This window comes from Paenibacillus sp. FSL R5-0636 (assembly GCF_037974255.1).
In the GTDB taxonomy this organism is placed as follows: Bacteria; Bacillota; Bacilli; order Paenibacillales; family Paenibacillaceae; genus Paenibacillus_AQ; species Paenibacillus_AQ odorifer.
Genome location: NZ_CP150232.1, coordinates 659,039 through 680,966, shown reverse-complemented (window position 1 = coordinate 680,966; position 21,928 = coordinate 659,039). Strand labels below are relative to the sequence as shown.

Annotated in this window: 19 protein-coding genes; 5 read left to right on the top strand and 14 right to left on the bottom strand. The window is 45.8% G+C overall.

The window, feature by feature from the left end; translation table 11 throughout:
- The first annotated feature begins 272 nt into the window (after nt 1-272).
- Nucleotides 273-881 (top strand): superoxide dismutase, encoded by a 609-nt coding sequence (locus tag MKX34_RS03010; protein WP_036676820.1) that lies wholly within the window; start codon nt 273-275, stop codon nt 879-881.
- 945 nt (nt 882-1,826) lie between these two features.
- Here MKX34_RS03010 and mutY read toward each other — a convergent pair.
- A complete protein-coding gene (gene mutY / locus MKX34_RS03005) occupies nt 1,827-3,107 on the bottom strand; it encodes an A/G-specific adenine glycosylase (RefSeq protein ID WP_076105969.1) in 1,281 nt (426 codons plus the stop codon).
- Nucleotides 3,108-3,144: 37 nt separating this feature from the next.
- On the bottom strand, nt 3,145-3,543 hold the full coding sequence (acpS, locus tag MKX34_RS03000) for a holo-ACP synthase (protein WP_076101391.1): 399 nt from the start codon (nt 3,541-3,543) through the stop codon (nt 3,145-3,147).
- 209 nt (nt 3,544-3,752) lie between these two features.
- Here acpS and MKX34_RS02995 point away from each other — a divergent pair, with 209 nt between their 5' ends.
- Nucleotides 3,753-4,580, top strand: a complete 828-nt coding sequence (locus tag MKX34_RS02995; protein ID WP_036676817.1) for an alpha/beta fold hydrolase — start codon at nt 3,753-3,755, stop codon at nt 4,578-4,580.
- 95 nt (nt 4,581-4,675) lie between these two features.
- Here MKX34_RS02995 and nadE read toward each other — a convergent pair whose 3' ends face one another.
- The 3 genes from nadE to MKX34_RS02980 all read right to left on the bottom strand — a co-directional run bounded on the left by nadE (nt 4,676) and on the right by MKX34_RS02980 (nt 7,825).
- Nucleotides 4,676-5,485: an ammonia-dependent NAD(+) synthetase gene (nadE, locus tag MKX34_RS02990; protein ID WP_036676815.1), complete on the bottom strand. Its 810-nt coding sequence runs from the start codon at nt 5,483-5,485 to the stop codon at nt 4,676-4,678.
- A gap of 168 nt (nt 5,486-5,653) precedes the next feature.
- Entirely contained in the window at nt 5,654-6,088 is a 435-nt protein-coding gene (locus tag MKX34_RS02985) for a BrxA/BrxB family bacilliredoxin (protein ID WP_036676813.1), read from the bottom strand.
- A gap of 120 nt (nt 6,089-6,208) precedes the next feature.
- The gene (locus MKX34_RS02980) at nt 6,209-7,825 is read right to left on the bottom strand and encodes an ATP-binding protein (RefSeq protein WP_081394564.1); all 1,617 of its coding nucleotides are present in this window, start codon (nt 7,823-7,825) and stop codon (nt 6,209-6,211) included.
- Nucleotides 7,826-8,105: 280 nt separating this feature from the next.
- Between MKX34_RS02980 and MKX34_RS02975 the strand changes: the two genes are divergently transcribed.
- A complete protein-coding gene (locus tag MKX34_RS02975) occupies nt 8,106-9,374 on the top strand; it encodes an NAD(P)/FAD-dependent oxidoreductase (protein ID WP_076105967.1) in 1,269 nt (422 codons plus the stop codon).
- A 445-nt stretch (nt 9,375-9,819) separates the two neighbouring features.
- On the opposite strand, the gene MKX34_RS02970 is transcribed toward MKX34_RS02975, so the two are convergent.
- The 3 genes from MKX34_RS02970 to MKX34_RS02960 form a co-directional block, all read right to left on the bottom strand.
- The gene (locus MKX34_RS02970; RefSeq protein WP_076272729.1) at nt 9,820-11,079 is read right to left on the bottom strand and encodes an ABC transporter permease; all 1,260 of its coding nucleotides are present in this window, start codon (nt 11,077-11,079) and stop codon (nt 9,820-9,822) included.
- Nucleotides 11,076-11,816: an ABC transporter ATP-binding protein gene (locus MKX34_RS02965; RefSeq protein ID WP_036676805.1), complete on the bottom strand. Its 741-nt coding sequence runs from the start codon at nt 11,814-11,816 to the stop codon at nt 11,076-11,078. The genes MKX34_RS02970 and MKX34_RS02965 overlap by 4 nt, the downstream gene beginning before the upstream one ends.
- Before the next feature lie 159 nt (nt 11,817-11,975).
- Nucleotides 11,976-13,319: an MFS transporter gene (locus MKX34_RS02960; protein ID WP_076297315.1), complete on the bottom strand. Its 1,344-nt coding sequence runs from the start codon at nt 13,317-13,319 to the stop codon at nt 11,976-11,978.
- Nucleotides 13,320-13,668: 349 nt separating this feature from the next.
- Between MKX34_RS02960 and MKX34_RS02955 the strand changes: the two genes are divergently transcribed.
- Nucleotides 13,669-14,136, top strand: coding sequence for a MarR family transcriptional regulator (locus MKX34_RS02955; protein WP_036676802.1), 468 nt, complete (start codon nt 13,669-13,671; stop codon nt 14,134-14,136).
- Nucleotides 14,137-14,749: 613 nt separating this feature from the next.
- On the opposite strand, the gene MKX34_RS02950 is transcribed toward MKX34_RS02955, so the two are convergent.
- The 4 genes from MKX34_RS02950 to MKX34_RS02935 all read right to left on the bottom strand — a co-directional run bounded on the left by MKX34_RS02950 (nt 14,750) and on the right by MKX34_RS02935 (nt 17,475).
- A complete protein-coding gene (locus tag MKX34_RS02950) occupies nt 14,750-14,890 on the bottom strand; it encodes a hypothetical protein (protein ID WP_179088401.1) in 141 nt (46 codons plus the stop codon).
- Nucleotides 14,891-14,915: 25 nt separating this feature from the next.
- A complete protein-coding gene (locus tag MKX34_RS02945; protein ID WP_036676799.1) occupies nt 14,916-16,424 on the bottom strand; it encodes an MDR family MFS transporter in 1,509 nt (502 codons plus the stop codon).
- Between the two features lie 30 nt (nt 16,425-16,454).
- On the bottom strand, nt 16,455-17,009 hold the full coding sequence (locus MKX34_RS02940) for a GNAT family protein (RefSeq protein ID WP_036676796.1): 555 nt from the start codon (nt 17,007-17,009) through the stop codon (nt 16,455-16,457).
- 184 nt (nt 17,010-17,193) lie between these two features.
- On the bottom strand, nt 17,194-17,475 hold the full coding sequence (locus tag MKX34_RS02935; RefSeq protein WP_036676794.1) for a hypothetical protein: 282 nt from the start codon (nt 17,473-17,475) through the stop codon (nt 17,194-17,196).
- A 228-nt stretch (nt 17,476-17,703) separates the two neighbouring features.
- Between MKX34_RS02935 and MKX34_RS02930 the strand changes: the two genes are divergently transcribed.
- On the top strand, nt 17,704-18,183 hold the full coding sequence (locus MKX34_RS02930; protein WP_036676791.1) for a GAF domain-containing protein: 480 nt from the start codon (nt 17,704-17,706) through the stop codon (nt 18,181-18,183).
- A gap of 86 nt (nt 18,184-18,269) precedes the next feature.
- On the opposite strand, the gene MKX34_RS02925 is transcribed toward MKX34_RS02930, so the two are convergent.
- Together MKX34_RS02925 and glgD are read right to left on the bottom strand one after the other, a co-directional pair.
- On the bottom strand, nt 18,270-20,702 hold the full coding sequence (locus MKX34_RS02925; RefSeq protein ID WP_038568597.1) for a glycogen/starch/alpha-glucan phosphorylase: 2,433 nt from the start codon (nt 20,700-20,702) through the stop codon (nt 18,270-18,272).
- A gap of 100 nt (nt 20,703-20,802) precedes the next feature.
- On the bottom strand, nt 20,803-21,906 hold the full coding sequence (gene glgD / locus MKX34_RS02920; protein WP_036676786.1) for a glucose-1-phosphate adenylyltransferase subunit GlgD: 1,104 nt from the start codon (nt 21,904-21,906) through the stop codon (nt 20,803-20,805).
- Nucleotides 21,907-21,928 lie beyond the last annotated feature (22 nt).

Sequence of the window (21,928 nt, the reverse complement as noted above, 5' to 3'; positions counted from 1 at the left end):
AGGGTATTTATAAGGATATATGTCTATAGGATTGGGGACTATTAATTTTAACATTCCAAATACAATTGTAAAACCCTTTCCCTCTCCAATTATACTTTATAAACATTTATGTTTGTTTAGTGTTGCATTATTGGTCTAGATACGGTTTAATTAAGGTATCCTATCGGGCGAATACCCTATAGTACATATTTACAATAAAGGATTTTGACGTTAGTTCGCCAGAATTCTTTATCTATAACAAAATTCTAATATAACTCAGGAGGGATTTTTCCATGGCATTTCAATTACCGGCACTTCCTTATCCGAACAACGCACTCGAACCACACATCGACGCATTGACGATGGAAATTCACCATGACAGACACCATAACACATATGTAACTAATCTGAATGCAGCTTTGGAAAAAGCACCTGAATTGCAAAGCAAAAGCATTGAAGAGCTTCTTACAGATCTGAACGCTGTACCTGAAGCTATCCGTACTGCTGTTCGCAACAATGGTGGCGGACACGCTAACCACACCCTGTTCTGGGAAGTTATCGGACCAAACGGCGGCGGCGCACCAACTGGTGCATTGGCTGAAGCTATCGATAAGGAACTGGGCGGATTCGAAAAATTCAAAGAAGATTTCGCAGCAGCAGCAACTACTCGTTTCGGCAGCGGCTGGGCTTGGCTAGTTGTTAAAGATGGCAAACTGGCAGTAACAAGCACACCTAACCAAGACAACCCAATCAGCGAAGGCGCTACTCCAATCCTCGGATTGGATGTATGGGAGCACGCTTACTACCTGAACTACCAAAACAAACGCCCTGATTACATCAAAGCGTTCTGGAACGTAGTAAACTGGGAAGAAGTTGGCAAACGTTACGAAAGCGCAAAATAAGAAATTACATTTGGCTTAAGCTATGGAACTAAAAAAGAAGGTATCTCAGAGCCGAATTGGCTCTGGGATACCTTCTTTGTTTAGGTTGGATAGAGAGAGATATAAAGATAAAGATAAAGACAGAGATTGATTGAGATCCTCCCAGACACCGCATTTCACGCCGCTTGCGTCGCTTAAATGGATACACTGGATCGGAATAAATCGCAATAAATCGCAATAAATCTATACTCGGCTTATGAAAATCTGCTTTTGGAGTCGCTGAGCAATAGATTAGGGAATAACTCCCTAAAATTCTGCGATAGGCTCCATAAACACATGTAATTAGGGAAATACTCCCTAAAAATCATCCTTTATGGGCAAAAAACCGTTATTCGCCCAATTATTAGGGAGGTTTTCCCTAAAGTGATCAATTACAAGCCAAATCGACCTTTTTTTAGGGAAGAATTCCCTAATTAAATTTCACTCACTCTCGTAGCCATAGGAACACCAGAAGAATTTAGTTGGAACAAGACTGAACTAGTCTAAGCCAAATAAACAAATATTTGCTACGAAGAGACTGAAGCATACGACCGTACTTTGGTGCATACGACCATACTTTGGTGCATACGCCCCTACTTAGGTGCATACAACCCTACTTAGGTGCATACAACCATACTTAAGAGCATACAACCATACTTAGGTGCATACAACCATACTTAGGTGCATACGACCATGCTTAGGTGCATAAGACCCTACTTAGGTGCATACGATCCTACTTAGGTGCATACGACCCTGCTTAGGTGCATACGACCATGCTTAGGTGCATACGACCCTACTTAGGTGCATACGACCCTACTTAGGCGCACACGACCATACTTAGGTGCATACGATTCTACTTAGGCGCATACATCAAACTGAGGTTTTGTACATTTAGTGCTTTAGCAACACAACACGGCGAATCTTCTACTACTCTAGCTTCGCCCGCTCTTCCTGCTCATCAAAATAAAGGTTCAGTAGCTTCAGAAAAACGTTAGGGAACGCATAGTTAGCCATGTCTTCGCGGCTGATCCAGCGCACTGCTCCGCCGTCCTCTGGACTAGCGTTCCCGTCCTCAAATCTCTCGATAGGCATGCTGCTGTCGATCCCTGAGAACAAGTCCGCTTCCGCGTTGTACACCGCCCGTCCTTCTGCCGCTATCGGCAGCGGAAGGGCGTCCTCTACGCTGCAGCGGTACACCTGCAGCGTCCACACGATATGGCTGAAGATATGCTCAGCAGCCATCCAGTGCTTTTCAGGCCGGGCAGAGATCCCGGCCTCCCGCAGTGACCGGCGCAGCCGGTCCAGCGCCGCTGCTTCCGGCAGCCGCGCGCCTTTGGCGCCGCCTTCCACAGGCGGCGCTGGCCAGTGCGGCAGCTCCCACATGCGGGCTAACAGCCCGCTTTGTGGCCGCTGCCGGATGAGCACTTGGCCCGCGTGGGCACCGCGGCCCTCAATTAAGGCCGCCAGCCGCTCCTCAGGGCGCGGCGGCTTGGCCTTGGTCTTGACGGGCAGCGAGGTCTCGCAGCCCGCCAGGCGCGCGGCGCAATGCTCCATCACCGGGCAGGTTAAACAGCGCGGTGACTTAGGAGTGCATACGAGCGCCCCGAGCTCCATCAGGGCCTGATTAAAGGATGCCGCTTCCCCCTCCGGGATCAGTTCAGCTGCCAGGTGCTCCATTTTTACGCGGGTGGGTCCCTTGGCGATATCATCCTCTATCAGGAAGTATCGGGACAACACCCGCATCACATTGCCGTCGACCGCTGGCTCCGGCCGATTGAACGCAATGCTAAGGATAGCCCCTGCCGTATAAGGTCCCACTCCCTTTAAACTGAACACAGCCTCGCGATCATTCGGCACCTGCCCGCCATACAGCTCTTTGACCTGTTTGGCCGCATGCTGTATATTGCGGGCACGAGAATAATAACCTAAGCCTTCCCAGCACTTAAGCACGTCCTCTTCTGGTGCATCGGCGAGCGACTCCACGGTAGGAAACCTTTCGATAAACCGATTGAAATACGGGATTACCGTATCCACCCTTGTCTGCTGCAGCATTATTTCAGAAATCCAAATATAATAAGGATTGCGGTGCCGACGCCAAGGCAAATCCCGTTTCTGCCCTTGATACCACTCCAGCAAATGATAGCTGAAATATTGCTTAGCCTCCCGCAGCTCCTGTTCGTCTTGAACTTGTAGATCTTGTTGTGTCATTATAACGCTCCTTGCCTTTCTATAATCATGGTTCAATTTATGAACCTAGCCCTTCCACGACGGCAAAAGCCGAAGCCAAATCACGGCCATGTGTTATCGTAAGATGAATGGTGTACTTCTGTCTATCTGGAAGATTTAGTCTGCTCCAGGCTTCACACGATAAAGTTACCTCTGGTTTTCCTTTAACATCAGGCAATATCTCAATATCCTGAAACCCAACTACATTGCCGATGCCACAGCCTAAAGCCTTCACAACTGCTTCCTTGGCAGCAAAACGCCCGGCTACGAACTCAGCCAACCTCCCGCTTCGCTCTTCAGCAAGTTGATATTCTTGCTCTGTTAAGACCCGCTGGTTAAATTTCTTACCCAGTCCTCTATTTATTACCTCTGAGATTCGTTCAATTTCTAACACATCATGTCCGATTCCGTAAATCAACACTTCACGCTCCTTATGGACGTGTATCCCATTTTGCTTCAATAATGGTATGATCAATCATATGAAGTATTATTAAAAGTAATAGTCCTGCAAGATTCTTTCTGCTATCTTAAAAGAAAATGCACTTTAAGTCTAATAAGACTATCCAGCGACTTCACGATAGACTAGCTGATTTACTTCATTTTTATATATGGAGAGGGGATTACCCTATGAATCATCGTAATTTTGAAATACCTGCCGGAGACGGAGCTGTTCTCCGCTGCTCACACTTCCCAGCCCAAGGCAAAGCCAAAAGCGTTATAGTTATAGCCCATGGCTACAAAGGTTTTAAAGATTGGGGAATGTTTCCTTACATAGCCACAACTCTCAGCCAAGAGCATGAAGTAATTACTTTTAACTTCTCTCATGCTGGCATCGGGGAAGATCTGCTGCATTTCACTGAGCTTGAGAAGTTCGCCCGCAACACCTATCGCCGCAGCTTAAAGGACATGGAAATCCTGTTGTCCTATCTTAGCCAACACCCGAAATTCGGCAGCCTGCCCTTATTCCTTCTCGGCCACAGTCTCGGAGGGGGAATTTGTTTGGTCTACACGCTTGATCATCCCAATGAGATCAGCGGAGTAATCTCCTGGAACGGGGTTACGAAACTCGATTTGCTGACGGAAGAACAAAAGCAGCAGATGAAGGAAACAGGAAGAACCTATGTCCTTAATGGACGTACTGGCCAACAAATGCCGCTGGATGCTGTAATTTTAGAAGATATGGAGAACAACAAAGAACGCTATAACATCCTTGAACGCATACAGAAAGCGTCCTTCCCAGTTGTTCTTATTCAAGGCAGTCAAGATGGAGTACATCTCCGCCAAGGGTCTGAGCATCTCATCAAACTTCGGCCAGATATTAGCTGGGTGCAGGTTCCTGAGGGTAATCATACGTTCAACACTGTGCATCCTTTTGCTGGCACGACTCCGCAATTAGAGCTCGCGATTGCTGCGACAACTAATTTTATCGATCAGACACTTACGCTTACAGAATAATTATTCTTCTTTGTCTATCCAGCTATCCAACTCACAAAAACCGCCACGAGCTCTGCTGCTACGCAGACCCGTGGCGATTTCTAGTTCAACCTATTCTAAATCCCCGGAATAACATTACGCTTATGTGCCGTTCTCCGGTAATAATTCTCAAGCTTCTCAGCTACCTCAGGATTAACCTGTTTACCTTCCAGATAGTCGCTGTTATCGTCATAAGTAATGCCCAGCTCGGTTTCATCCGTCTGACCCGGCCATAAGCCCGCCGTAGGTGCTTTTGTGACAATATCCGCAGGCACACCAATATGTGCAGCCAGCTGACGTACCTGACGTTTATTAAGTGTGGATAGTGGTGTAATATCTACAGCGCCATCGCCCCACTTCGTGTAGAAGCCGGTAATTGCTTCAGAAGCATGATCCGTTCCTACTACAATCAGATTGTTCTCAAAAGCGAGTGCATATTGCATAACCATACGTGTTCTGGCTTTAACATTTCCTTTGCCTTGATGCGTCATATGGCGGTGTTGGCCTATTGATTTCAGACCATGCTCAACTTCAAGGGCAATTTCATTTACAGCTTCCTCAATGTTGGTCTCCACAGTATGAGTCAGATTAAAAGCTTTGGCAACATCATAGCTGTGCTCGATATCTTCCTGAACCCCATAAGGCTGGAATACTCCAAGCGTCATATACTCTGTGCCTTTTTCTGCCGACAGCTCGTCCGTAGCCTGTTTACAAAGACCCGCGGCTACCGCACTGTCCACTCCACCACTAATGGCGATCAATAATCCTTTAGCCCCTGCGTTCAGCACGTACGACTTTAAGAAATCAACCCGTTTGCGTGCCTCAACCTCTACATCAATCGTTGGCTTCACGCCAAGATCCGCAATAATTTCCTTCTGTAAACTCACCAAACACACCTCGTTCCATCAGAAATGGTTCCATATCCATCAAAATATCCACCCAAACGAAGCTCATGCTTCTAAGCATATTCTATCCCATTATTGCTCTTATATTTTGAAAAATCCCGCATGCAGCCGATTTGCCGGCTGATGCGAGATTATATGGAATAACTGTTTTTACTGGCACAAACGATTGAAGACCTCTTTCAATTCAGCAGCAATTTCAGCAGCCGAACGATCTTCTACGCCATGACGTTCAATAAAGTGAACGAGTTCTCCATCCTTCATCAGTGCGATGGAAGGTGAGGATGGCGGATAAGGAGCAAAATATTCACGTGCTTTAGCAGTAGCTTCTTTCTCTTGACCTGCAAACACTGTGAACAAGTGATCCGGAGTGATTTCATTTTGCAAAGCCTGAGCTACACCTGGACGACATTGTCCAGCAGCACAACCACAGACCGAATTTACGACTACAAGCGATGTTCCTTTTGCGGTTGGAAGAGTAGCTTCCACCTCTTCTGGAGTCATAAGCTCCTGAAACCCGATACTTGTCAGGTCATCACGCATAGGCTGAATTGAATCTCTCATATATTGATTAAAAGACATGGACATTTCTCTGCACTCTCCTTCACTTTTCAACTGTTTGTCAGATAATATTACAGCAGTACTTACTAACTTTATTATACATTCATACTCTGTGAAAGCAAGAGATGCTGTAGAGGGTGATTCAATCTAAGAGCGAACCCCGCTGGGTTCCTCCTTATCCAATGGGAAGGAGATCGTAAATACCGTCCCCTCTCCTTCTACAGACTCTACATTTATTTTACCGTTATGCCGCTCCACAATACTTAGGCACAAGGATAAGCCTAGACCTGTTCCCTGGATTTTCGTCGTAAAAAAGGGAAGAAACAGCTTCTCACGTTGACTTTCTGACATACCAACGCCGCTATCGGTGACAATCAACTCCACTTTATCATGAGTACTGCGTGTTTCCAGCGTCAGCACCCCCTTAGGTCCCATAGCCTCCATGCCGTTGCGTCCTAAATTGAGTATGAGCTGCTTGATTTCCCGGACATTCAGCTCTAATTCATGCAGTGATGGGCTCAGCTTCAGTTCAACACTTTGACCGCGAAGATTAGCATCAGCCCACAGCAATGGACTAACTTCTTCTATAATATGGTGCAGCAGCACCTTCTCTTTATCAGAAACCCGGCTCTGTGCCAAGGATAAAAAATCATTAATAATACTATTAGCGCGGTCCAGCTCTTCCATCACAATCTGATAATAAGAATCCAATTCTTGAGCACTCTTTTCTCTCATCAGCTGCAAAAAACCCCGAACTACCGCCATAGGATTACGAATCTCATGGGTAATTCCAGCAGCCATCTGCCCGACCAAGCTCAAACGTTCCACATGATCGAGCTCTACACGTAGTTTTTCCTCATTGGTCATATCCTGCACAATAATTACAGCACCACTTGTTACCCCTGAGCTCTTATGCATTAACGGCGCTGAATAAATCTGATAGATGCGCGACTCATGAATCATTTTTTCACTGGAACGCCGTTTAGAGCGGATATTATCACTTACCCGCATATATGCCTGTGTATCCACTGAGCTGTGAAAAAACTTTTTTACCGGTTCGTCAATAATATCCTCTTTTCGCAAATTGGGATAATGAGCCCGCATCATTCCTAACATGCAATCGTTAAGGTCAGTTACAACTCCGTGTTCATCCAGAGACATAATACTCAGAGGGACTACATTGGTAATCTGCTGCAGCTTCTCGGACTCCCACTGGAAACTTTCACTGATATTCTCCATCTGTACTTTATCCTGCAATCTACTTCTAACCATCTCAACATAATATACAAAAATACCACCTAAAGCGATGGTGAAAAACAGATATACCGTAATCAGAAATGCTTGCACGGAATTAGATTCATATATATTTTTCCCGCCTATAATAGGGACTAACGCAATAAATAGCATGCTTGGACAAAGAATCATCCATAACATACCGATCTTCTCAACTACTGTACCTTTCTTAAAAGGTTTGGCCAGTCCAAACAGTAGCGGATATAATAAAATCCCTGAATTCAATATCACATTACTGATTCCTGTAGGCTCCGCGATGATTACATTGCAGATAAGCAAAAAAATGGACAGCAAAATGCCCGAACGAGTAGTTCCATATAAAATACCAATATACGCAGGGATTAATCCTAAATTTAAATAGGCTACACCAAACAAAGTTGTCGAAAGAAGAGAGCACAGGATAAGACTAAACGTACACGCCAAAATCAAAAAGGTCTGATCATTTGGAAGCTTCCCCTTTTTCCGTGTCACAAATCTACGGTCCACCCACCATTGAAAAAGAAAAAGAAAGGAGCATGCTGCCGATATTTGCAATAAGATATCCTTAACCGCACCCATAATTACAATCACACCCCAAAATGGACAAATTACCCTACATGCTTAGATTAAAGCACAGGATTACTCTCCTGACAACGATAATCACCTAATGATTGGACAAGACTGGTTACATGTGAATCAGAATGGTATGATTCCGTTAGGAATACCCGCGGAATAGGCTTCCGTGTCTTAACATGTAAAGGAGTTAAATTTCATGAGCAATTACGATGTGATCGTCATTGGGGGCGGCCCTTCGGGTCTAATGGCCAGCGTGGCCGCTGCAGAACACGGGGCATCCGTTCTGCTAATCGACAAGGGAGCAAAACTAGGCCGAAAGCTCGGAATATCTGGTGGCGGACGCTGCAATGTTACCAACATCAAGGAAAGAGACGAGCTAATCGCCCATATTCCAGGAAACGGGCGTTTTTTGTATAGTGCCTTCGACCATTTTAATAACCAGGATATCATCGCCTTTTTTGAAGGTTTAGGCATTGCATTAAAAGAAGAAGATAACGGGCGGATGTTTCCCGTTTCCGATAAGGCCTCTAGTGTCGTCTCTGCCTTAATTAGCAAAGTACGGAGTCTAGGCGTACAGATTATGACCGACAGTCCCGTCTCAAGAATAATCTATAACGAAGGGGCTGTTAAGGGAGTCCAGCTGAGCTCGGGCAAGACGATCGCCTGCACTGCTGTTATCATCGCTACCGGAGGCAAGTCCGTACCACAGACCGGCTCCACGGGAGATGGTTACCCTTGGGCAGAAGCCGCAGGGCACACGATCACCGAGCTGTTCCCGACAGAGGTGCCGATTCTTTCACGGGAAGAATGGATTAAGTCCGGCGAGCTGCAAGGTCTGTCGTTACGTGATGTGGTCCTTACTGTGTGGAATCCTAAAGGAAAGAAAGTCATCTCTCATCGAGGGGATATGATATTCACCCATTTTGGATTATCAGGACCCATTGCACTGCGGTGCAGCCAATTTCTGAGACAAGTCCAACGTAAATCCGGCACAGATACGGTGGAGATGTCCATCGATCTCTTCCCTGATCTGAACGCACAGGAAGTAGAATCTATGTTGCAGGATAAGCTGGATCAGGAACCAAAGAAAGCGATCCGCAATTCGCTGAAAGGACTGTTGCCAGAACGTCTCATCCCCCTCTTGCTGACTAAAGCTGAATTAGATGGGGATACAACCGGTCATCACGTCTCCAAGAATGGATTGCTTCTATTGGCTGGGATTTTGAAACGCATGCCAGTTTATGTGCATGGCACCCGTTCCCTATCCGAGGCCTTTGTTACCGGCGGTGGGGTAAATCTGAAGGAGATCGATCCCAAAAGAATGGAATCGAAGCTTATGCCGGGGTTATTCTTCTGCGGCGAGGTACTCGATATCCATGGCTATACAGGAGGCTACAATATAACAGCGGCCTTCTCAACAGGATATACAGCAGGCAAACACGCCGCTGACATTCGACTGGGATAATCTCTAGTGCAACGTGAATATCCTCCAAGCAGCTTACTGCTTTGAAAATGGCGGACCGCGCCATTCTCTCATTAATTGGAGAATCGCTCCTCTGTTTTGGGTTCGTTAGCTATGTGGAGCGTCTGCCTAATCAGCTACTGCGGCTTCGGACCCAGATGACGTTATTTGCGTATTTTTCACCTTATTGGCAGGGTTTCGGACTCCAACGACGCTATTCCTTATAATGAGGCTCATATATGGTGTTTTTCATGGCAATAGCAACTATGGAGTCCGTTAGCATCCTAAAAGTGGAAAAATAGTATGTTTAGGGGCAGCTGTGTCCGATAGGCTAGCTAGGTACCTCATACGTACGTGCGTGCAATAGATCGAATCAAGACAAAAAAAGAAGAGTGCCCCAGCAGCCTTTTTACGGCTTATGGGGCACTCTTCCGTTCTATTTATATCTTTATTTCGCTAAGCGAAATGTTCCAAATATTCTAGAGCTAAACAGTGCAACGATATAACCTAGCGGGATGAACAGGATAATCCCAAACCATCCATATAAGGAAATACAGATCAGCGCAGAACAAATGATTGAAAAAGGAAACAGTAAGATAGGGACCGCACGCAGCCCCGCTTCGGCTTTTTGTTCTTTCGTAAACGGCAGAATTCCGATGTAATCATCTCCCACGAATAACGACCAGAACGACAACAGCCAATTGGTCATGAGGGAAACTAAAACTATAAAGCCCAGCCATTTGAACCCTGATGGAATGATAAATATCGCTAGAAGGGACACAGCAGTAAACGATAAGTAGAGCTTTAAATGGGCCGGATTCCGTACAAGTGCCTTAATCGCTGCCGCAGAGAAACGGCTCTCGGCAGTTTTTGATTTTAGCAAAGGCTGTGATTTTCGGAAAATCCACGGCTTATGGCGGGTCGGACGCGGCTTATCCAGTACGCCGCGGAGCAATAGGGCCGCTATTTTCATCCGCTGCTTATAATCTTCACGCACATCGTTCATGAATGTCCCACGCATCACTATACGCCGCTGAAGAGCGATTACCGCTACGACTGCAAAGAGTGCTGCAATCAGCAGCATAAAAACTGGACGGTTGTTCCAAAACGCAGCTGCACGGAAATAAATCCCACAGGGAACGGAGATGGCCAGAAACAGCCACAGCCAGCGCCGCCAGCCTTGCTTTTGTACTTTTACAATATGCCCAAGTAATTTAACGCACCAGCTACATGCCAGAGTTAGAGCGAACAGCGCCCATACCTCGGATGACAGCATTCCATATCCCCGAACCAGGAAAGGTAATAACAGCACAAAAGCTACACAGAACTTCAACGATGTTACGATCAGGCTGTACAGCAACCCGCGAAACATGATCGTATTTATCCATCGCTGCCGTTGTCTTAGAAATAATAGATCCCCTTCCTGCAATAATAGCACCAGTCCACCTCTACAGAGCAGGAGCACTAATAATGAAGGAATCAACATAAACGGCAAATCTGCACTCCAAGCTGGCAGTGCCTCATTCCAGAACCCGTAATATAACCGTCCTCCCAGAAATCCTCCGGGAATCAGTATATATAACAGCACAGTCCAATCGGCTGCCGTACGAATAATAGCAGATTGCTCACGCCAATGAGAAAATAATCGCCGCCAGAATAGCTTTTTGGAGGTAGGAAAAGCAAACCCTCGCTGCTTCTGCTTACTCATGTCAGTTCGTCGAAGCAATCAAACAACGACGCCTCCGGCAGCCCAGCATAATCACGTATATCTTCAAGCGTTCCTGCAGCGGCAACCCTGCCACCCGAGATCAGCACAAAATCATCGCAAATTTTCTCAGCAGTATCCAATACATGCGTAGACATTAATACACCAGCTCCGCGCTGCCGCTCCGCTTCCAGCAGTCGCAGGAAATCTTTAGTGGCCCGAGGATCCAAGCCGATAAAAGGCTCGTCCACAATATAAACATCCGGCTGTACCAAAAAGCCCAGCATCAGCATCATTTTCTGTTTCATACCCTTAGAGAAGCCAGCTGGAAGATCATCACGGACATGATTCATACCGAACTGCTTCAGTAATCTCTCCGCCGTTTCTTGAAACTGCTCATATTTTAGTCCATAAGCAGCAGCAGCCAAATCTAAGTGCTCCCATAAGGTCAGATCCTCATAAAACACCGGCTGCTCCGGTACATAAGCATAGGACTTATTAACTCCATTAAAGGAGACCTTAGCTTTGGTATTCTTAAGCAAACCGAGCAATGTTTTGATTGTAGTACTTTTTCCCGCACCATTTGGTCCGATCAGTCCGAGCAGCTGTCCACGCCGCACCTGAAATGAAATATCGAATATGCATGGGGCACCTGCTTCATAGCCTGCTTCATCGATCTCAACATCGAGTACAATCTCTTCGTCGCTCTCGGTATCCCCTGTTATTTCTACATTCTCCATATTCGCCAACTCCTAAATATTTCTTATAAATATTATTATCGAAATTCCAATCCAGAAAGATAGCTTCTCTAATCGTACTATATATACTTTCTCCAAGGAAGCATACTGATTTTTTCACAGCTAAGAGAACTACTCTTATATTTAAAAAGAAACCTCCCATTAAAGAGAGGTCTGTCCGAGAAGCTCTAGGTTATTTGTTGCTGAAATTCCTTCCTCACGTTTAATTGCCGCTTCATCTCTCCGCTCGATTTTACCACGCAGCATTAACAGCAACACTCCAAGCAGGGCTGTAAGCGTACCAGAGAGAATGAACGCCGGGACAGGTCCTGACGCTGTAACTAAAGCCCCACCGGCTACAGGTCCTAAGATAACAGCCGCACTTGTTAGAATGCCTATAGTTCCAAATACACGGCCCGTGTATTCCGCAGGGGTCCGCTGTTGCAGCATAGAATTGAAGGGAATAAACGCAAGGCCTGCCCCCACACCAGCAAACATAAAAGAACCAAACAAAGCGATGTTCATCCAGAGTCCAGCCTGACCGTGGGCAGTTACAATTCCTGCACTTGAGAAAACACCCCCCATAATTACAGCTCCCAATCCCATGAAGACGAGCGTATGTTTACCACTGCCTATACGGCTTACAAGCAGGGCTGACAGTAAGGTGCCAAGACCACTGGCTGCCACACACCAACCCAGCAGATCTCCGTTCACACCCGGAATTTCCCGGAATAACGTTACAATCTGCGAATCACCAATTTGCAGCATTAGCAGCACTAGCACCAGCATAGCAATCCCGCAAAGCACTACAGGCATTCCCACGATCACCTGCAGACCCGCCGACATTTCTTGGCGAAAAGACTTCCGAGCACCATTCTCCCCTGTGCTATCCTCTGCTGCATCTTTCTTCAGTGCAGCCGTACGCGGCAGTCCTATTAAGATGACCGCCGATAAAATGAAGGTAGCCGAGTCAATCACATAACAAGCAGCAATACCAAATGCGGCAACCAGCAGTCCACCGAGAGCAGGACCTACAATTTTAGTTATTTGTTCAATAGATGAGCTAAGCGCCATGGCTTTATCCATCTGGGCCGCAGGGACAAGCTCCTTGAGCTTTCCGCTTTTGGCTGGTGAAAAGAGTACATCCATGATCCCTTTAGCTACCAACAGGACATATACCTGCCAGAGAGAACCTGCAAATACCAAACAAACAACGATTCCGGCACGAGCAAGATCGGAACCAATCATCAGCGCCTTGCGGTTAAACCGGTCACTTAAATAACCTGCAAACGGCCCTCCCAAGAGCAACGGCACAGCCATACATAAAGATATAGCCGTAATTTCCCACGGTGTAGCATTCCATTTAAAACCTACCATTGTCAGTAGCGCTAGTATATGCAACCAGTCTCCCACATTCGATACAAGCTGTGCGGCAATAAGCAGCATAAAGGGCTTATTCGCCGTCAGCTTTCCTTCTTTTGAATCATGAGCCAGCTGTTCCTCCATCTTACTTCACTCCCCGTTACTATTTCTCGATGAAGTAATAGTAAAATATTGGAGAACATCAATCATCCGTCTGGAGGCGTAAATAGCGCTTGAACCTAAGGCTGAAATTCTTATCCTTTCAAAGACTGAAATCAAAAAAACCTTCGTTTTTATCGTATTTAAAAAATTGTTTGATTTTTAATAATTAAAAGTGTGCTCATTGTGACAAATCACATGTTCTTCATTCGCTCTTTCACGTATTCTAAGGTTATCTCAAGGTTCGTTGCACAGGTAACCCGTGCACTAATGACTATTGATTGCAAACTGTGCGATGAGTTCACACATGATTAACGATAGAGGGTGGAGAAGCATGATACAATCTTACGAACGTGATACGCAATTAACACTACATTTGTACCGGGTATTTGCCAAGTCTTTTAAGAGCATTAATGAACATGCTGTTACCGGCAGCAAAATTGAAGGTTTTAATCCGACTGCCTTTGCCGTTATGGAAGTGTTGTACTATAAGGGACCACAACCCATTCAACAAATTGGCGCCAAGCTGCTGCTGCAAAGCGGCAACGTTACTTACGTAATCGATAAGCTTGAGGAACGCGGCTATTTGCAGCGTAAGCCTTGTCCGAGCGACCGCCGTGTGATTTTTGCGGAGCTGACTACGGAAGGTGAACGTCTCATGAATGAGATGTATCCGAAATATTCGGAACGCCTGCATCTTGCTTTCAGCGGTCTGAATGATGATGAGAAGGAACAAATGATTGTTCTGCTCAAAAAGATGGGTCTACAAGCTGAGAAGCTATCCCCTCTTCCCCGTAAGTAAGAGTCCCTTGTTTATGTGTTACAGACAAGCTGTTATTGATTTCTGTTAATGTTAAAAAGAAAACCAATAGGCGATTCTCCGATTTATTTGAGAATCGCCTATTGGTTTTTTTGTTCTGCACCGGCTTACTTGAGCAGATGATCGGCAAGTCGATGCCGAAGACGGACTTTGAGGTCCGCTTTTGGCAACCCTCGGATCATAGTCATCCTTATTCGGCAGGACTTGCAAGCATGCTTCCGATTAGACTTGGCGAGCACGCTTCCGATTGGGCGTCCCTTTCAGCTGACCGTTACTATCGCTCTCGGTAAAATTCACTTTTGATGTAACCCGCTATATTTTCAGCGCCCGATCTTGATGAACCTGAGCAGTAACTTAGGGAATAACTGCATTCTATACAGCTATTTCGTATGCAAATCGGCTAATTCTAACTTTAAGTGTATTCTGTACAATTAAAAACCAGACAAACCACCCCTAGGCGAGTAAATCAAGAAAATAGGTGTACTAAATACAGCTATATCCATTGAAAAAGTTACCGGCAGGATTATAGTTGTACGAAATACAACTAAACGCGTCTATCCACTGCTTCCATCGACTCTCTACTCTAGAGGTTACATCAATCTGGCGTGCCACCGTCCGTTATTCCGTGCGTGATTCCATGTGCTACTCCGTCCGTTAGTCCATGTGTCTCTCCATGCGTCATTCTATGTGTCACTCCGTACGCCACTCCAAGAGTCAATTCGTATGGTTCAACCACTTTAACACGCTATCCACCTAATAAGTTATGCCTTTTTCAAGGACGATGTAGCATCCTCTACTGAAGGCACACCCTTGCGCAAACCCCAGGATATTATCAGCGACAAAACAGCGAAAACTGCCATTACGATAAATAATGAATGAAGACCACCTTCAAGGGCATCACGCAAACTATTTGATACTTCCCCTGACAGGTTAGTTCCTGCATGCGATCCAAGCAGCTTATTAATATCATCCCCTGAGATGTTCGAATCCGGTTGTTTTCTTAACAGCTTATCAATATTCAAGTTCAGCCAAGAACCAAAAATAGCCACCCCAACAGTCTGTCCTAAAGAACGCGTGAACGCATTAAGCGCTGTAGATGCTCCCCGTTGCTCATACGCAACAGAGGACTGCGCAATAATCGTAAAGACTGTAGAAGAATACCCAAAGCCAACTCCACAGACCAGCATCAAGCATAAAAGCAGCAGCTGTGAAGACTCCCCTGTTAAGAAAGCCAGGCCAATAGCCCCGGCAGCGATCATAATCAATCCAAGCATTGCGGTTCGACGCGAACCCGCTTTTAGAATCATCCGCCCTCCGGCGATCGAACCAAACATCCAGCCTACCGACATCGGCGCCAGTAGCAAACCTGAGATGGCGGCGCTTTTTCCGGATACACCCTGCACCCATAATGGCACATACGTAGAAAGCCCAATAATTAATGTGCTTACCAGCAGGTTAGCGCCAGTAGACACCGCTATGTTGCGGTTCGAGAATAGACCCAGCGGCAACATAGGTTCAGGAGCACGACGCTCCACAAAGAAAAATAAGACTAGCAGGATAACAGCCACACTTAGAGTTGCGATTAGCAGTGGGGATGTCCACTCCAGATTCTGTCCACCTGTGGAGAGACTGAAGAGCAATGCGCCCATACCAGCAGCGAACAGCAGCACCCCTGCCACATCAATTTGTGCTTTCCGACGTACCTTCTCTTCCTTCAGATAGCGGGCAATAAATACCATTGCTAATAAACCGAATGGCAGATTAAAAACAAATACCCAGCGCCAGCTTAGGTAATCTACTACATATCCCCCAAGAAGAGGACCTACCAAAGAGGAAATCCCCCATACAGAGCTAAGTAATCCTTGTGTCTTCGCTCTCTCCTCGATACTGTAAATATCCCCGATGATGGTAAAGGTCATTGGAATGAGCGCACCCGCGCCAATCCCCTGTATTGCCCGGAACAGGATCAGCTGCTCCATACTTTGCGAAATACCGCATAATAACGAGCCTAATAAAAAAACAGCTGCTCCCCACATGAACACCGGCTTGCGTCCAAAGAGATCACTGATTTTGCCGAAAATAGGAGTAGTAATAGCCATTGCCAGCAAATAAGAAGTGAATATCCAGCTAAGCCACTGCATTCCCTGAAATTCACCTACGATAGCTGGACCCGCTGGTCCTGTTACCGTTCCTTCAATCGCAGCCAGAAAGGTAGCTAGCAGCACCCCTATCAGTATTAATTTACGTTCTAAATCCCCTGTTGACTTCAATGTTCCAAACCCTCTCTTTATGTAATAAAATCATTCCCATTCCCCACGTAGAAGCGCATGTAGGGTCACATCCTGAAAGCCGGAAGGTGTCTGGCGATATTGACGCAGTATACCTTCCTTCTGAAAGCCGAGCGTTTGAACCAGCCTCTCCGCACGATTATTATCAGGATGACACAGCGCTTCTATCCGATTCAGCCCCATCCTATTAAAGCCGAAGTCGAGCACTAAACCAAGCGCTTCTTTCATATATCCAAGTCCCCAAAAGGCAGGCGCCAGATCGCAGCCAATTTCCCCGCGGTAAGCTCCCTGCAACTGCCAATAGTTATAACCGCAGCTCCCTATAACTTCACCTTCGGGTCCTACAATACTCCAGCGCAAACTCTCCTCTTCCTGAGCCATCTGTGATAAAAAAGCAATCAGTTGCTTAGTCTCTTCTATAGAGGATAATGCTGGAGCCCCCAGCCAGCGGGTGACCTCTGGATGAGACCAGATCTGATATAATGCTGAAGCATGCTCAGTAGTCATAGCGCACAGCTTCAATCTACTGCCGACCAGTGTGGGTATCACTCCATTGCAGATATACAAGTCTCTGCCCCCCTTCAACTTATCAATTATACATCATTCAAGAGTATATCCTTAAGATAAAAGTTCTAAATTCTTTAACATTGAAAAGAACAAATTCTACGCGTTAACATAAAAAGACGTCTGCATCAGGGGGCATACACTCCCTTAATACAGACGCTTTTTATTAAACTTAACTACAATGATTTCATTCCGCTTCATGAATAACTTCACTGCATAACACCTGAAGTTTGGCTCGAATATCCTTGAACTCTTCAATTCCAGTCCCCGTAATACTGTACCCTTCGGTATGGGCAGTCAGAAAGTTGTCCAGTGTCAGCTTTTCCAATTCCTGTTTCACTTCGCGTTCTCCTACACGATACCCCAGATCTTCAAGTCCGAGCAGCATCTCTGAGATCGTCACATCTTTATCCCGTGCACAATAAAGCATATGAATTCCTATGAACAAGTTCTGTACATCAGCGCGCATATTCCACCTCTTCCGGCTATATAGCCTTCGGTATTTATACTAGCATTACCCTCTGACCGATCCTCGGAAACATTATTGTGGCTGTTGCGCATTTCATGGACTTCAAGGAACATTCCATATTGTTACAGATTGGTATTGTCGCTTGACGTATCATGTCTAGCTGTACTATGTTGATAATTACAGTTATGAGTTCATATTTGAATTTAAAGTACAGGAAGGTGATGCTTCATGTTTCAAGCTATGCCTTACGATGGAACACGCAACGAGCAGTTTGAAGCGGTTCTAATCCAACTAGAAGCATTAGTAAAGGACGAACCAAGTGCTACGGCCAACCTGGCCAATGCTTCGGCACTGCTTAAACACGCTATGCCGGATACGAATTGGGCCGGTTTTTATTTATTTGATGGCAAGGAGCTTGTGCTCGGACCTTTCCAAGGTCTTCCTGCCTGCATCCGCATCCCGTTGTCTCGTGGAGTCTGCGGAACGGCTGCTGCGGAACGACGCACGCTAGTAGTTGGAGATGTCCATGCATTCCCGGGACATATCGCCTGTGACGCCGCTTCAAACAGCGAAATTGTTGTCCCGCTGATCAAGGATGATCGTTTGCTTGGCGTACTCGATATCGACAGTCCGCTGAAAGATCGTTTTGATGATGAGGAACGCCGGTTCCTAGAGCGGTTCGCTGCCCTGGTATCGGAAGTTATCTAAAGCAGCTCTGCCTTATAAAGCATAAGAAATAGGCTGTCTCATTTGTAGGAATCTCCTACTTATAAGACAGCCTAATCTTGTTGAGCCTATAGCCGTACCGGACTGATATTCCAAATCTCCGCGGCGTAGCGGCTAATCGTATTATCGCTAGAGAATTTACCGGAATGACCAATATTTATAATAGACTTCTTCAGCCATTCCTGACGGTTGCGGTATGCCCGGTCAATCTCGACATGAGTCTCGACATAACTTGCGAAATCCTTAAGTACAAAGAATTCATCGTTATTATCCAAAAGAGAATGGAAAATGGTCTCAAACTCCGCACCATGACAGCATATAGGTCCCGGATTAACCAACTGATCCAATACTTCCTTCACACGACTATCCCCATTGTAGATATCACGTGCGTGATAGCCGCCATGCTGATAATAATCCATTACCTGCTCAGCGCGAAGACCGAACAGGAACATATTGTTGTCCCCTACCATCTCATGCATTTCCACGTTAGCGCCGTCCATCGTACCTACGGTCAATGCACCGTTCATCATAAACTTCATATTCCCCGTACCGGAGGCCTCTTTACTCGCTGTAGAGATCTGTTCACTAATATCCGCAGCAGGAATGATCTTCTCGGCCAAAGATACCGAATAATTCTCAAGGAAAAAGATACGAATCTTGCCTCTAACATCCGGATCTTTGTTGACAGCCTCTGCCACAGTATTGATCAGCTTGATAATTCGCTTCGCCAAATGATAGCTTGGTGCCGCCTTTGCTCCGAATATAAACGTGCGCGGTACCATATCCATCGAAGGATTATCTTTGATTTGGTTGTACATATGCAGAATATGCAAAATATTAAGCAGCTGCCGCTTATAAGCATGCAGGCGCTTCACCTGAACATCAAAAATAGAGTCGGGGTCTACATGTACCGAATGCTTGCTGTAGATGTATTCAGCCAACTTGAGCTTATTCCGCCGTTTAATGCTGGCCACTTGTTCTTGGAAGGAAGCATCCTCACAATATTTAATCAAGCCAATCATCTCTTGCGGATGGCTCATCCAGCGGGTTCCTATCGATTGATTGATTAGGTTAGCCAGATCCGGATTGGCATGCATCAGCCAGCGCCGGTGAGTAATCCCATTCGTCTTATTATTGAAGCGGTGCGGGTACATTTCATTAAAGAGCCGCATTTCGCGTTTCATCAATATTTCTGTATGCAGCGCCGCTACCCCATTGACACTATGGCTCGCCACAATCGCCAGATGGGCCATGCGAACCTGATCGTCATGAATAATCGCCATCTGTGAAATCCGGTCCTGATCACCGGGATAACGGCTCATCAGCTCGCCGCAGAAGCGGGCATTGATCTCTTCAATAATAAGAAAAATACGTGGAAGCAAGTCCCTGACCATTTGAATAGGCCATTTCTCCAGCGCTTCGCTCAAGATCGTATGATTAGTATAGGACACCATACGAGTTGTAATACTCCACGCCTCATCCCATCCTAATCCATGTACATCCATCAGAATCCGCAGCAATTCAGGGATTACAAGCGTCGGATGTGTATCATTGATATGAAGTGCAACCTTGTCGGGCAACGATTGTATAGGGAGTCCAAGCTTTCCAAAGGTTCGCAGAATACTTTGCAGGCCAGCACTGCAGAGGAAGTATTGCTGCTTCAACCGCAACAGCTTGCCTTCGTATTGTGAATCATCCGGATACAGAAACTCCGAGATGGATTCTACGGAACGCTTATATTCCAGGAATTTATGATAGTCTGAACCCGCAAAAGAGCCAAATGTTCTCGCTGGCTGAGTGATGGACTCCGCACTCCAGTTGCGCAGTGTATTCACATGCCGCCGATCTGCACCAATGATAGGCACATCATACGGAACTGCACGAACGGCCTCATATTGACTATGCTCAAAGATAAGCCGCCCGTTCTCCTCGCGAGTCTCAATCACGCCCCAGAACCTTACTTCTACCTGCTTGTCTTCACGACGCACTTCCCATACATTATCATTTTGCAGCCAGTAATCGGGCAGTTCCACCTGATACCCGTCAACGATTTTCTGCTCGAACAAGCCGTATTTATAACGTATACCGCAACCATGCCCCGCATATTGCAGGGAGGCCAGTGAATCCAAGAAACAAGCAGCTAGACGTCCAAGTCCTCCATTGCCAAGCCCAGCGTCGGCTTCTACCTCCTCAATATCCTGCAGCGAGAAACCAAGATCGGCCAATCCCTCACGCACGACCTCCAGCACGCCCATATTCAGCAGATTGTTCCCCAGAAGTCTTCCGATCAGAAACTCCATAGAAAAATAGTATACCTGCTTATCCTTATCCGTCTTGTACTTTTGATTGGTATCCGCCCAATTTTTCCCGGCATTCTCGCGAATCATGTTGCCTAATATTTTATAGACATCAGCATTCGAGGCTTCCTCCAAAGGTTTGCCCAATTTACTGATGAGCGTCTCGCGAAACACCTGTTTGAAAGTTTCTTTATCGTTAAACAACAGCAGGTTCCTCCTGACAAAAGCTTTTTTTAGGGATGCATTAGACTATGCCTGTAGATCAGATAGGTTATACTGTTTCGTTTCATCTAATCCAGTTGGTTTATATTTTGCTGCTCTTGGCGATGACGAACGGACGTTTACTATCCCCGACGAGAATTCGATTCTTACTTAAATGTACGTCTTTATCCATGATCACATTCTCAATAACAGCATCTTCCTCTATAATGCACTTCTGCATAATAACAGAGTTGATGATCTTCGCTCCTTTACGTACCTGAACCCCACGAAAGATCACGCTGTTCTCCACCGTTCCAGCTATAATGCAGCCGTTAGCCACCAGTGAATTGCTGACATTTGCGCTTTCTAAATATCGGGTAGGAGCCTCATATTTAATCTTCGTCTGCACGGGACTTTCTTTGAACAGACTAAAGTAATTCTCCTGCTGAAGCAGCTCCAGACTATTCTTATAATAGCTTTCCAATGAATTAATTACGGCATGATAGCCATGATATTCATAAGCAGCGATTTTGAATTTATGGCGGTTTTTCTGAATCACATCACGGAAAAAATAACTCTCACCATGTGCAATGCAATGTTCCACCTGCTCCAGGAACAGTTTTTTCTCCATAATGAAGATATCGAGATATAAATTGGGATGATCCTTCTCATGATGGATATTGGTCACATTATTCTCTTCGTCCACTTCAATACGCTGGCATAACTCATGTTCTGGCTGCAATTGCTCTATTTTTTTGTATACTACTGTAACGTCGGCACCCTTCTCCAAATGATAGCTGTACAAGTCTTGGAGATCGATAGTATTAATATGCTGGCTGCCGGAAAACACAATATATTTAGCAGATCCCCGTTTAAAAAGATCCAGATTATTATGATAATGCTGAAGGTCGCCAAGAGAAGTATCGGTGGGATCATTCCAGTCCGGAGGCAAAATAAATAGTCCCCCATGCTTGCGATTCATATCCCAAGATTTTCCGTCACCCAAATGGTCCATTAAAGAACGGTATTTACGGCGAACAAACAGGCCCACGCTCTCCAGATCCGCACGCATCATATTGGAAAGCACGAAATCTATCAACCGATAACGACTGGCAAAAGGTACGGCTGCACCACAGCGGAAATAAGTGAGTTCATTTAGTTTATCTAGTTCATGATCCAGATTAATTACACCCATGAGTTGCTTCATCGGAATCCACCGTCCTCTTATA